The sequence below is a fragment of the Komagataeibacter oboediens genome (assembly GCF_018491655.1).
Lineage (GTDB): Bacteria > Pseudomonadota > Alphaproteobacteria > Acetobacterales > Acetobacteraceae > Komagataeibacter > Komagataeibacter oboediens.
Map to the genome: position 1 here is coordinate 14756 of NZ_JABLUU010000006.1, position 12285 is coordinate 27040.

10 protein-coding genes are annotated in these 12285 nt (G+C 61.0%); 5 read left to right on the plus strand and 5 right to left on the minus strand.

Features of this window, described 5'->3' with window-relative positions:
• The first annotated feature begins 311 nt into the window (after nucleotides 1-311).
• Nucleotides 312-1481, plus strand: coding sequence for a lipase family protein (locus HNO79_RS06935; RefSeq protein WP_244987451.1), 1170 nt, complete (start codon nucleotides 312-314; stop codon nucleotides 1479-1481).
• Between the two features lie 140 nt (nucleotides 1482-1621).
• Here HNO79_RS06935 and HNO79_RS06940 read toward each other — a convergent pair whose 3' ends face one another.
• From HNO79_RS06940 to HNO79_RS06955, 4 genes are read right to left on the minus strand one after another with little or no spacing between them, the layout of a single operon-like run.
• Nucleotides 1622-3058 (minus strand): TolC family protein, encoded by a 1437-nt coding sequence (locus tag HNO79_RS06940; RefSeq protein WP_214165041.1) that lies wholly within the window; start codon nucleotides 3056-3058, stop codon nucleotides 1622-1624.
• On the minus strand, nucleotides 3058-4185 hold the full coding sequence (locus HNO79_RS06945; protein WP_048856541.1) for an ABC transporter permease: 1128 nt from the start codon (nucleotides 4183-4185) through the stop codon (nucleotides 3058-3060). The genes HNO79_RS06940 and HNO79_RS06945 overlap by 1 nt, the downstream gene beginning before the upstream one ends.
• Nucleotides 4186-4189: 4 nt before the next feature.
• Nucleotides 4190-6958 (minus strand): ribosome-associated ATPase/putative transporter RbbA, encoded by a 2769-nt coding sequence (gene rbbA / locus HNO79_RS06950; RefSeq protein ID WP_214165042.1) that lies wholly within the window; start codon nucleotides 6956-6958, stop codon nucleotides 4190-4192.
• The gene (locus HNO79_RS06955) at nucleotides 6955-7941 is read right to left on the minus strand and encodes an HlyD family secretion protein (protein WP_214165043.1); all 987 of its coding nucleotides are present in this window, start codon (nucleotides 7939-7941) and stop codon (nucleotides 6955-6957) included. The genes rbbA and HNO79_RS06955 overlap by 4 nt, the downstream gene beginning before the upstream one ends.
• A gap of 376 nt (nucleotides 7942-8317) precedes the next feature.
• Here HNO79_RS06955 and HNO79_RS06960 point away from each other — a divergent pair, with 376 nt between their 5' ends.
• Entirely contained in the window at nucleotides 8318-8989 is a 672-nt protein-coding gene (locus HNO79_RS06960; protein ID WP_244987452.1) for a TetR/AcrR family transcriptional regulator, read from the plus strand.
• A 45-nt stretch (nucleotides 8990-9034) separates the two neighbouring features.
• Here the strand turns inward: HNO79_RS06960 and bfr are convergent, their stop codons facing one another.
• Nucleotides 9035-9523, minus strand: a complete 489-nt coding sequence (gene bfr, locus HNO79_RS06965) for a bacterioferritin (RefSeq protein ID WP_010516049.1) — start codon at nucleotides 9521-9523, stop codon at nucleotides 9035-9037.
• 300 nt (nucleotides 9524-9823) lie between these two features.
• On the opposite strand from bfr, the gene HNO79_RS06970 reads away from it, so the two are divergent.
• From HNO79_RS06970 to ppk2, 3 genes are all read left to right on the plus strand, one after another.
• Nucleotides 9824-10759: an AEC family transporter gene (locus HNO79_RS06970; protein WP_010516051.1), complete on the plus strand. Its 936-nt coding sequence runs from the start codon at nucleotides 9824-9826 to the stop codon at nucleotides 10757-10759.
• A 331-nt stretch (nucleotides 10760-11090) separates the two neighbouring features.
• Nucleotides 11091-11255: a hypothetical protein gene (locus HNO79_RS06975; protein WP_214165132.1), complete on the plus strand. Its 165-nt coding sequence runs from the start codon at nucleotides 11091-11093 to the stop codon at nucleotides 11253-11255.
• Between the two features lie 51 nt (nucleotides 11256-11306).
• Nucleotides 11307-12218, plus strand: a complete 912-nt coding sequence (gene ppk2 / locus HNO79_RS06980; protein ID WP_110507714.1) for a polyphosphate kinase 2 — start codon at nucleotides 11307-11309, stop codon at nucleotides 12216-12218.
• Nucleotides 12219-12285 lie beyond the last annotated feature (67 nt).

Sequence of the window (12285 nt, forward strand, 5' to 3'; positions counted from 1 at the left end):
ATTCAAGACGCGAGAAAATGGTGGCTCCTGTCCGGCATGGGCGTACGTGCCCATCATGCCCGTAACATTGACAGGCAATGGGTTCTGCCACGAGTATCGGATCATGTCGAGCCACGGGGGCGGAAGGGCGCCATGTCCCTCCACCTGCACGCAACGGTCCCGCCCCGTTCATGCCTGCCTGCGGCGCAAGGCCGGACAGTGCACGAAATGTCCCGGTACATATTTGGTCACGTGGACTGTGTCAGGCGCCAGCCTGCCATCTTTCCACCCGGATGGAGAGTGTCGTGTTACGTGCGTCGTATAAAAACGCTATGTTGACCCTTCTGCTGGCCGTAACCGGCGCAACCTCTGCTGTGGCGGCGGATGACCTGTCCCGGCCGGTGCAGGCAGGCCCGACGCCCGGACACATGATTGAATCCACGCCACTGGCGCCCGCCCTGGGACTGCCGGGGCAGGGGGCGGCCTATCATATCCTGTACACATCAACCGATGGCGTGACGGGCAGGGGCACGGTTACTGTGTCCGGTGCTGTCTATTACCCGTCGGGCAGGCCACCGGCGGGGGGATGGCCCGTTGTCGCGTGGGCGCATGGTACGGTTGGCAATGCCGATCGGTGCGCCCCGTCCGTCAATGTCCATACGCCACGTGATACGGCCTACCTGTCGGCATGGCTGAAGCGGGGTTTCGCCATTGTCGCTACGGATTACGAAGGGCTGAGCACGCCGGGGCCGCACCCATACCTCAATACCCGTGTCGAGGCATTCGGCGTGCTGGACTCCGTGCGGGCGGCACTGGGCAGCCTGCCCGACCTGACAGACCGGGTCATGATTGTCGGGCAGTCGCAGGGTGGAGCAGCGGCTTTTGCATCCGCGGGGTACGCGCCCCTCTACGCGCCTGAAATCAATATACGGGGTACGGTTGCAACTGGCGTGCCCTATATGTCGCCCGCCGTCATGCAGACGCTACCTGCGGTCGCCATGGCGTCCACGTTCCGTCCTGATCCACTTGCGACATATGTCCTGCTGATGGCGGCGGGTGAAGCGGGGATTGATCCGCATTTCCGGCCCGAAGATGTCTTTACTCCGCAGGCCATGCCGTTTTACCGGATGGTGGACACTACATGCGTTTTCCAGCTTGAAGACGCGGTGAACAGGGCTGGCCTGACCACGGCCGCCATCCTGCGGTCGCAGGCGGTCCGGCTTCTGGCTCCGGTGTTCCAGGCCATGATGTACCCGACACTCAAACTGTCACGCCCGGTCTTTATTGGAACCGGTAGCGAGGACCGCGACGTGGCGACGTCCGGGCAGCTTCTGCTGGTGCATGACGCCTGTGCCGCGGGCAGTAAGGTGGAGGCCCATCTCTATAAGGGGCTGGATCATTCCCGAACCGTTCTGGCGTCCTTGCCGGATTCCGCAATCTTTACGCAAAAGGTCATGACGGACCAGACGGTTTCCAGCATCTGCTCGCCGGTTCCGCAATAATGGCGTGGTAATGCGCTGGGGCAGGAACGTGGCGTGTATCCTGCTTTCCCGTCTGTAAAGACGTTTCTGGCAAAGCTTTTTTTCACACAGGGCCAGAAAGTGCCACCTGTGGCAATAAAGGCGCCGCCGGGAGACTTTAGTTATTTGCGGACTTCCACGCTTTCCTGCTGCCACCCCCCGCCCAGCGCGCGGGCAAGCTGTATGGTGGCGGTCGTGCGGGCGTCCTGATTGCTCAGGACGCTGGCCTGTGCATCCAGTGCCGTCATGCGCGCGCTCAGCACATCGCCAAACGTGCGCTGGCCACCTGTGTACAGCCCCATCATGTCACGGGCGACCTGTTCGGCCTGATGCTGTGCCCGGGTCAGGTCCATATCGCGGCCATCAAGGCTGAGGCGGTTTTCATACCCGTCCTCGACTTCCGCCAGGGCATGCAGGATGCTGTTGTCATAGCCTGCCACCGCTGCATCCAGCCGTGCGCTGGCGGCATGTATGCGGGCCTGTATGCGGTTGGCGGTAAAGATCGGCAGGTACGTGGTCAGCGCGATCAGTCCCCCCGTGCCCGACAGGCCGGGAATGCCGTCAAAGCGCAGCCGTCCGTCTCCGCCAAAGAATTCCAGGCCGAAACGGGGCAGCAGGTCGGTTTTCGCACTTTTCAGTCGGTTGAGAGCCGCATCCACCTGATCCCGCCGGGCACGGATATCGGGGCGACGCTCCAGCACGGTATCGGGCATCTGTCCCGCCGGTGCCGGGGGTACGTAATAGGTGGGCGGCGGCGTAAGCGCGGGCAGCCCTTCGGGTACCTGACCCGACAGCACGGCCAGTCGCCTGCGCACAAGGTCAAGCTGGGCCACCAGCACCGGCCTGCGCGCCTTCAGGTCAGACAGCTTCTGGTCAACGCCCGTCACGTCCGCCGCTGTTGCCTGCCCGGCGGTAAAGCGTGCCTGGGCATAACGGCGTAGCTGTTCAAGCATGCTGATGCTGCGGTCGGTCAGGGCGATCTGGCGCTGCACTCCCTGCGCCTGCAGGTAGTCACTGGCTGCATCGGCGGCGATGACCATCTGCACGCCGTGGAAATATTCTTCTTCCGCCTGCATGCCCGCCTTTGCGGCCTTCACATCCGCATGGCGCCCGCCAAACAGGTCCGGTTCCCATGATGCGCCGATACCGGCAAGATGCCCGTCGGTGCCAGGATCACCACTGGTGGGCAGGGCGCTGGGGTTGCGCCAGTACATGCCGCCACCCATCATGTTTCCCGTCGCGCCCACGGTGGGATACAGCGCGGATTTCGCGACCGTATGCATCGCACGCGCCTCACGCACGCGATCACGCGCAATGCGGATGTCGGGACTGGCGGCAAGGGCCGCGTCCACCGCCTGCACCAGGGCAGGGTCATGCCATGCTTCCCACCAGCGTGTCAGGTCTGTTGATGGGACCGTGGATGCGGGGGCCTGTGAAAACTGTCCCGGTACCACGACGTGCGATGCCGGTGTGCGCGTGTGGAATGGCGAACACCCCGCCAGACCCACGGCCATTGCAACGCCCCCCATGCAGGCGACCCGTGCCAATCTGTTCCTCATTATTCCTGCCTTGCCAACATGGATCTGAAGCGCGCGAGCGCAAATACAAGAAAGACAATCCCCGTCACGGTCACGGTCAGCAACGGCTGGATGATCGCCCCCAGCCCCGCATCGCGGTACAGAATGGCCTGTGACAGGTTTACGAACTGCGTGGTGGGCAGGAAGCGCACCACCACCTGCATGGCGGGGGGCATGCTTTCCACTGGCGTTGCCGCCCCCGACAGCAGGTACGCCACCGCATAGACCGGCACGACCAGCAGCCCGAACTGCGGCATGGTGGGGGCAACCGTCGCCAGCATGATACCCAGCGCCGTGGCCGAAAACAGGTACAGCAGCGAACACGCGGCAAACAGCGTGATCGATCCCGCCAGCGGCACCCCCAGCCAGACATGCACCACCAGCCACAGGGAAATGATGGCCCCCACGAAAATGACCAGCCCGTTGGTGACGATCTTGGCCACCGCGATCTCGCTGGCCGTGACGGGCATGACCAGCAGGTGTTCCAAGGTGCCATGTTCGCGTTCGCGTATCACCGCCGCCCCCACCAGCACGATGGACAGGATGGTGATGTTGGTCACGATCTGCATGACCGAGGTAAACCATTTCGATTCACTGTTGGGGTTGAAGCGGATACGGCTGGGTGCGGTAAAGGGGATCTGGTCCACCAGTGCGGGCGCATGCAGCATGTCGGTAACTTCCGCCAGCATGATTTCATTCAGGTACGCCGTGCCCAGTCCCGCCTGCGTCATGGCGGTGGCGTCCACCCGCAACTGTATGGCGGGCACGCGCCCGGCCATGACGTCGGATTCAAAATTGGGCGGGATGTCGACCACGAAAATGTAGTCGCCCTCATCCATGCCATGCAGGGCCTGCGCGCGGTCCACCAGCACGGGGGGCTTGAAATAGGGCGGCAGCACCGCGTCGCGCATCCGGCGTGACAGGGCGGAATGGTCTTCATCGATAAAGGCGATGGTGGCGTTGGAGACCTCCACCTTCACCCCGTTGGCCACCAGCAGCACGCCTGCGGAAAACGCAAATACGATCAGCCCCAGCAGCACGCGATCATGCATAAGGCTGCGCAGTTCCTTGCTACACAGAAGACCCACATTGACCAGCCAGCGCATCATGCCGTCATGCTTCCTGTTTTTTCAGCAGCAGGCGGGCCGCCAGCATATAGACGGCCCCGAAGGCAGCCAACGCGAGATACATGGGCCAGAAGCTGCTGATCCCCAGGCCCTTGGTAAAACAGCCAAGGCTGATCAGCTGGTACCATGATGCCGGAAAGCCCAGTCCCACGATGCGGCTGATCCCTGTCAGTGTTGACGCGGGATATAGCAGCCCCGAAAAATTGACCGCCGGGATCAGGCAGATGATGGACGTGCCGAAAATGGCTGCGACCTGCGAACTGACAAAGGTCGAGATCAGCAGGCCAAGCCCGGTGGCCGACAGCACGAACAAAACACCCCCCACCGTCAGCGCCAGCAGCGAGCCCTTCAGCGGCACGCCCATGATGATCACGGCCACCGCCACCAGCATGAAATAGCTGATCGTCGCCAGCGCCACATACGGCGCCTGCTTGCCCATGAGGTACTGCCCGACCGATGCGGGGGAGGCATACAGGTTGACGATCGACCCCACCTCCTTTTCACGCACCACGCCCAGCGCGGTCAGCATGGTCGGGATCAGGATCAGCGCCAGCATGATGACGCCGGGGGTCATGGCGTAAATGCTGCGGAATTCCTGATTATAGGAAAAACGCGGCTCGATCGTGATGGGTGTTGCCGGTCCCCGTGGCAGTTCCTGCCCCAGCGTGGACGCATATCCCCCAAGTACGCCGGTGACATAGGCGCGCACATTTGCCGCAAGGAAGGGAACCGCGCCATCAATGATCACACCCACTTCCGGCCTGCGTCCCGCTTCCATGTCGCGCGCGAAGCCTGCGGGAATATCCAGCGCCAGCTGGACGCGCCCGTTGCGGATAGCGCGGTCCAGCGTATCGGCATCGGCCACGGGGGCTCGTTCATGGAAATAGGCCGAGCCGCGGAAACTGTCGATCAGCTGGCGGCTGATGGTGGTCCGGTCATGGTCGCTGACGGTAAAGCCGACCCCTTCCACATCGAACGAAATGCTGGATGCCGCAACCACCAGCAGGATCAGCGGCCCGAGCAGCGCGAAGGTCAGGCGCAGCCGGTCGCGCAGCAGTTCGACTGCCTCGCGCCGGGCGAAGGCCCATGCCCGTGGCAGCCAGCTTCCGCCCACCCGGCCAAGGCGGGTGGCCAGCGTGCTGCTGACGCCGTGCCACCATGCGCGCGTGGGCGTGGCCGGTTTTGGCGGCGGGGTCTGCGCGTCGGTCGCGGCCTCGGCATCTTCCAGATAGGCGATGAAGGCCGCTTCCAGATTCGGCGCCCCGCGTTTCTTGACCAGTTCGGCCGGCGTGCCGACCGCCAGAACGTGCCCCCGGTGCATGAGCGAGATCCGGTCACACCGCGCCGCTTCGTTCATGAAGTGGGTGGACACGAAAATTGTCACATGCCCTTCACGTGACAGGCGGATCAGGTGCCGCCAGAACATGTCGCGCGCGGCGGGGTCCACGCCCGAGGTCGGTTCGTCAAGGATCAGGATTTCGGGGTTGTTGATGCATGCCGCCGCCAGTTGCAGTCGCTGGCGGATACCCAGCGGCAGGGATGCGGGGCTGACATCGGCATAGGGGCGCAGTTCAAACGAATCAAGCGACTGTTCGACCGCCTGCGCGGCGCTGCCTGCGGGCATGCGGTACAGCCGCGCCTGCAGCATGAGGTTCTGCCGCACGGTCAGTTCCTCATACAGCGAAAACGCCTGCGACATGTAGCCGATGCGCATGCGGGTTTTCATGTCGCCCGCCGTGATCTGTTCCCCGAACAGCTTTGCCGTGCCGCTGGTCACGTCCAGCAGACCGGTCAGCATCTTCATGGTCGTGGACTTGCCGCAGCCGTTGGAGCCGAGGAAGCCGAAAATCTCGCCCCGGCTGATGGTGAAGCTGACATCGCTGACCGCCGTGAAACTGCCAAAGCGGCGGGTCAGGTGTTCGGCCTCAATGGCGGGCGGCCCGCCGGGATCGGTATAGGGCGGGATGACGAAACCGCTGGCCTGCTGGCGCTTGTTATCGGGCAGCAGCGATATGTAGGCATCTTCCAGTGATGTGGTGTGCGTGCGTTCCAGCACGCTATGGGTCCGGTCACTGATCAGGACCCTGCCGCCATCCATGGCCACCAGCCACGAAAACCGCTCCGCCTCATCCATATACGCGGTGGAGACGATGACCGTCATGGACGGCCGTTCCTTGCGCAGCTGGTCCACCAGTGTCCAGAACTGCTGGCGTGACAGCGGATCGACGCCCGTGGTCGGTTCATCCAGGATCAGCAGGTCGGGGTCATGCACCAGCGCGCAGCACAGGCTGACCTTCTGTTTCATGCCACCCGACAGATGGCCTGCCGCCCGGTCGGGGAAGGGGGCCAGGCCCGTGGCGTCCAGCAGGCGCTGGATGCGCGCGTCACGCGCCTGCGCGTCCAGCCCGAACAGGCGGGCGAAGAAATCGATGTTTTCCCAGACAGACAGCGTGGGGTACAGGTTGCGGCCCAGCCCCTGCGGCATGAAAGCGACACGTGGCAGGAACGCCTCACGCGCGCGGCGGTCCCCCATATCCGACCCCAGTACGTTCAGCGTGCCGGCCTGCAGCCGCCGCACCCCCGCGATCAGGCCCAGCAGGGTGGACTTGCCCACCCCATCCGGCCCGACAAGACCGATGGTGGTGCCCGCAGGCAGGTCGAGCGTCACGTCATCCAGCGCCGTGACCGTGCCATAGCGGTGCGTAACCCCCGCAATGGTGATGCCCGCCGGGTTATGCGGCGTATCGGCGCTCATTGCGGGGCATCGGCTACATCAAGTGTCGCGGGCCAGCGGGCGGACGGGTCGGTGCGCACATACCCGTCGCCTGTCATGCCCGATTTCAGCACGTCGCCATAGTGTCGGGCCGTTTCGGGGGAGACACGCAGTTTTACCCGATAGACCAGCTTGTCCCGCTCGGTTGCGGTTTCGACATATTTGGGCGTGAACTGCGCTTCGGGCGAGATGAAGGAGATCGTGGCCGGGATTACCTGCTGGTGCAGGGCGTCAAGTGCAATACGCGCCTGATCCCCCACGCGCAGCCGTCCGGCCTGCTGCGAGGGGAAGAAAATGGTCAGGTACATGTCCGTCGGGTCCAGCAGCGAGGCCACGCGCCCGCCGCCGGGCAGCACGGCGCCCTTTTCCACGATGCGGTATTCGATCCGGCCCGCCACCGGTGCGCGGATCGTCATGTCATCATCGGCGGAGGCCGCTTCCGTCACCTGCGCCTGCGCGGCATCCACGGCCGCCTGTGCTGCGTCCACGGCCCGGCCTGCTGCATCGGCGGCGGCAGTCGTGGTGTCGAGGTTTGTCTGGTGCTGCGAAACTTCCATGTCGGATACCAGATGCTGGCGGAACATGGTGCGGGCATGGTCAAGGTCAAGCTGGGCAAGATGCTGGGCCGACAGGCGCGCGTCATGTTCCGCTCCCGCGCGGGCGACGTCGGCCTGTGCTGCACGCAGGCGCGCGCGGGCCGCATCGACCTGTGCACGCGCGGTGGTATCGTCCTCACGCGCCAGAACCTGGCCGCTGGCGACCGTATCCCCTTCATGGAAATCCAGTTCGGTGATACGGCCGGGATACTTGACCGCCACATCAATGCGGGCCAGTTCCAGCCGTCCGTTGGCGCATGCCAGGCCCGCGGGCAGGTCGCCGCGGTGCTGGACGACATACCATCCCGCCCCACCAGCCGCCACGATTACGGCAACACCCGCGCCAATCGCTGCATCACGCCACTTCATGCTGCGGCACCTTCCGGCTGTCCCGCGCAGGTCGTATGCAAATGAAATGACGCGATCATGAATCTTTCCTCAAAGGTCAACACGGGCAGCCCTGCCGTTACGGGGTATATGCGATGAAAAAGTAAGGTCATGCATTGATCCAGAGGCGGATATCTGAACTTTTCGACGGAAAAATCACACCCGGGCTGCAGGGAAGGCGGAAGATATTGGGAATTCTAATATGTATACGCATAAGTGTATTTTAAATTTAAAAAAGAAAGCAACCCGAAAAATATCCCGTACGGTGTATTTTACACTCTGGCATATGCCATGTGTGCGTTATGCGCGGCCCGTGTAACGGGGCCGGTCGTCAGTGCAGAAGGAAAGCAGCAGCAGGATGCCAGGCAAGGAACACACTCGTCCCGGTCGTATGGGACGCCCGTCCATTGCGGAGGCCGCGACATTGTCCGAACGGATTCTGGAGGAAGCCGTCCGGCTGTTCTTCGATCAGGGATTCAGGGCGACCAGCGTAGACATGGTGGCGGATGCGGCGGGGGTTACGAAACGTACCCTGTACGCACGGTACCGCAGCAAGGCCGTACTGTTTGAAGCCGCCGTCAGCGCCACGATTGACGTGCGGCTGGATGCGCTGGCGCTGCTGATGCCAGCCGACGGGGATATCCGGTCGCGGCTTGTTTCAGTCTGCACGCTGCTGCTGGACTGGCTGCTGACGGACCGCAGCGTGGGGATGTACCGCGTGGTATCCGCCGAAAGCCGGCAGTTTCCGGCCCTTGCCCGCAATATTCATTCACACGGCGCCCGCAGGGCTGCCGGCCTGATTGGTGATGTCCTGCACGAAGGTGTGCGCAAAGGGGAAATCGAAATTGACGATATCGGTTTCGCGGCGGATTACCTAACGGCTGCGGTAATCCAGTACCCGTTCCAGCAGGCAGTTCTGGGGCTGGTCGCGGCAAGGCTGGATGATGCCACGCGCCACCATATCGATCAGGCTGTGGAACTGTTTCTGGCCGGAACGCTGCCCCGCGGCCGATGGGCGGGGCAGCCATAGGCCGGCCACACTTCCCGTAAGGAAAGCGTGGCCCGGTTTCCCCGGTTATTCCTGATCGGGGGCAGGGGCGGAGTTGAGCTGGATGTAACGCTCGATCCCGACCTGACGGATCAGGTCGAACTGACGGTCGAGGAAGTCCTCATGTTCTTCCTCATTGACCAGGATCTTGAGCAGCAGGTCGCGGGAGACGAAGTCGCGCACGCTTTCGCAGTAGGCGATGCCTTCGCGCAGGTCGCCAATGGCCTTTTCCTCAAGCTTCAGGTCGCATTTGAGGATTTCCTCCACGTCCTGTCCCACTAGGATCTGGTTGTAGCGCTGCACGTTGGGCAGGCCACCCAGATACAGGATGCGCTCGATCAGCCAGTCGGCGTGGCGCATTTCCTCGATCGATTCCTCATATTCCTTCTTGCCCAGCAGGGTCACGCCCCAGTGGCGCAGCGTGCGGGCATGCAGGTAATACTGGTTGATGGCCGTCAGCTCGTTCGTCAGCTGCGTGTTCAGGTGTTCGATAACCTTGGGATCTTTGATCGGCATGGCGTGACTCGCTGTCATATATGGTGCAGGATACGATATATTGAATGTAACCTGGAGTTGTAAATCAAAAATTATTATATATCAGTGCATTAATAATGATAATTCTTATTCTCAAAATATTTGGGCATGTCTTCTTTTCACCCGTCCGCCATCGCGACATTTCCATGGGAATGACGTCCGGGAACAGGGCATGTGCCTGATCGTTACGGTCGCCGGTGAATCCGGCGGTTTTCTTTCATCATGCATGCCGGGTAATCCCTGCTGCGCCTGATTTCTCAGCTACAGGGTCGTCTCGCTGTCATGCTTTCCACCATCATTGCCGCCATGCTGCCCCTCATCGTGGTTTTCCTGCTGGGGTATCGTGCCGGATGGCACCATGATTTTACGGGGGAGCAGGTATCGGTCCTCAACCGGATGGTCATGCAGTATGCCTTTCCCCTCAACCTGTTTGTCGGGATTGCGGGGATGCCGCGTACCATTCTTGCGGGGCAGTTGCCGCTGGCGGCATCCGTGTTCCTGATTATGTGCGGCAGTTTTGGCGTGGCATATGGCCTGTCGCGTCATGTGTTCCGGCGGGATGCCGCGACAGCCACCCTGCAGGGACTGGCGATGGGGGCGCCGTCGGTTCCCTTTATCGGGTCGGCCATGCTGCCGGTACTGGTGGGCCATGCCAGCACCGCCGTCGCGATTTCGTCGGCCGTATTTGCCATGGTGCTGGTCCAGACGCCGGTCTGCATGGTCATGCTGGCCAAAAGTGCGCATAAGGGACCGTCGGAGCAGGCCCGGCTTGTGCCGCAGATCATCGCGTCATTCCGCGAACCGATCGTGTGGGCCCCGATTGTTGCGACCCTGCTGGTGGTATCGGGCATTCACCTGCCGAAATCACTCCTGAACGCCGGGGAACTGCTGGGTAATACGGCGGCGGGGGTGGCGCTGTTTGCGTCTGGTATTGTCCTGTTCCTGCAGCGGGTATCGGTGACGTTGCCGGTTGTTGTCACTGTGGCGGTCCGTAATATTGTCATACCGGCTGTATCATGGCTGCTGCTGACCCTGCTGGGCCTGTCGCATGAGGTTATCCGGACGGCCGTCCTGTCGCTGTCCATTCCGGTGGGAACGGTTGTGGTCATTCTTGCCGTACGGTTCGGGACAGATGAACAGGAAGCCGCGTCCACCCTGTTCCTGAGCGCCGTGGTGTCGGTGGTGACAATGGCGCTGTTTATAGCCTGCGTGGGGTAATGGCAGAAAACCACCTTGAAATTCCTCTTAAACCCCCGGAAAGTCTTTGGTGAAGCTTTTTTCAAAAAGCTTCGGAAAAGGTTATTTAAAAAAAAAGACAACACTGGAATTCTTATGCATCCATCCTATCTTAAGGTTCCCTGACTATACTTGTAATTCATTAAATTATGCCATTTATAATTGATAATTAAACAATATAAAACATATAGATATTTTCTTTTATGTTTGGTTGATTTCTAATTTCATCAAATATTCATATTATACGCCGTGGGCTGTCCTATATCTCTGCATGCCTATGGTCTGAATAGGCGCATGTACAGGAATGGATATCATGAAACCGGATTCCGAACCGAAATCGCCGCAGATCCATGAAGAATGGCGATCCGCCGTTGTTCTGGTGTGGAAGGATACACGGGGCCAGGCCAGGCAGACCCCTCCCGCACCGGTTCCTGAACTAGTGGAGGAAGATGAAGCCTACATCCATGATGAATTCTGATTTTCTTCCGCCCGTAATGTAATCAGGAAAACAGATGGAGAAGACCCCGACATGACCGAAATCCCCGGCAGCGATGCAGCATCGTGGGAACGGAACCGCCTGCGAGAGGAGGTACTGGACGATATTGATGAAGAAATAGAGCTGGAACTGGATGATGTCCGCCTGGGTTCGGACAGGGATAAGGGCACGCCTGATTTCAGACGGGCGTATTTCCGCGAACTGCTGACCCTGCAGGGGGAACTGGTCAAGCTGCAGGACTGGGTCAAGGAAACCGGGCACAGGCTGGTGGTAATCTGTGAAGGACGGGACGCGGCGGGCAAGGGCGGCGTGATCAAGCGCATTACCCAGCGCCTGAACCCGCGCATATGCCGTGTTGCGGCCCTTCCTGCCCCTAATGACCGCGAACGGACGCAGTGGTATTTCCAGCGTTACGTCAGCCACCTGCCGGCGGCGGGGGAAATCGTGCTGTTTGACCGTAGCTGGTATAACCGCGCGGGCGTTGAGCGGGTCATGAATTTCTGTACGGATGATGAGTATGAGGAGTTCTTCCGCTCCGTGCCCGAATTCGAACGGATGCTGGTGCGTAGCGGAATACAGATTGTCAAATACTGGTTTTCCATTTCCGATGACGAACAGGAACTGCGCTTCCGCGCCCGCATGGAAGATCCGCTGAAGCAGTGGAAACTCAGCCCCATGGATCTGGAAAGCCGGCGGCGGTGGGAATCCTATACGCTGGCCAAGGAGATCATGCTGGAACGTTCAAATATTGACGAAGCACCATGGTGGATCGTTCCTGCTGATGACAAGAAGAAAGCACGCCTGAACTGTATCAGTCACCTTCTGTCACAGGTGCCTTATCATGATGTCAGCAAGCCCGAGGTACGCCTGCCCGAACGTGTCTTCAGTCCTGATTACATTCGCCAGCCCGTGCCCGAGACCATGATCGTGCCGCAGACATACTGAATGCTTTTCAACATTGGGGACTGATACAGATAAACGGTTTCCGGATGCCGCCTTTGTTCCAAAGGCG

What these genes read in the sequence shown, in the direction of transcription:
- HNO79_RS06935 (WP_244987451.1), top strand. Translation starts at nt 312, where the DNA reads ATGTTGACCCTTCTGCTGGCCGTAACCGGCGCAACCTCTGCTGTGGCG.
- HNO79_RS06940 (WP_214165041.1), bottom strand. Translation starts at nt 3,058, where the DNA reads ATGAGGAACAGATTGGCACGGGTCGCCTGCATGGGGGGCGTTGCAATG.
- HNO79_RS06945 (WP_048856541.1), bottom strand. Translation starts at nt 4,185, where the DNA reads ATGATGCGCTGGCTGGTCAATGTGGGTCTTCTGTGTAGCAAGGAACTG.
- rbbA (WP_214165042.1), bottom strand. Translation starts at nt 6,958, where the DNA reads ATGAGCGCCGATACGCCGCATAACCCGGCGGGCATCACCATTGCGGGG.
- HNO79_RS06955 (WP_214165043.1), bottom strand. Translation starts at nt 7,941, where the DNA reads ATGAAGTGGCGTGATGCAGCGATTGGCGCGGGTGTTGCCGTAATCGTG.
- HNO79_RS06960 (WP_244987452.1), top strand. Translation starts at nt 8,318, where the DNA reads ATGCCAGGCAAGGAACACACTCGTCCCGGTCGTATGGGACGCCCGTCC.
- bfr (WP_010516049.1), bottom strand. Translation starts at nt 9,523, where the DNA reads ATGCCGATCAAAGATCCCAAGGTTATCGAACACCTGAACACGCAGCTG.
- HNO79_RS06970 (WP_010516051.1), top strand. Translation starts at nt 9,824, where the DNA reads ATGCTTTCCACCATCATTGCCGCCATGCTGCCCCTCATCGTGGTTTTC.
- HNO79_RS06975 (WP_214165132.1), top strand. Translation starts at nt 11,091, where the DNA reads ATGAAACCGGATTCCGAACCGAAATCGCCGCAGATCCATGAAGAATGG.
- ppk2 (WP_110507714.1), top strand. Translation starts at nt 11,307, where the DNA reads ATGACCGAAATCCCCGGCAGCGATGCAGCATCGTGGGAACGGAACCGC.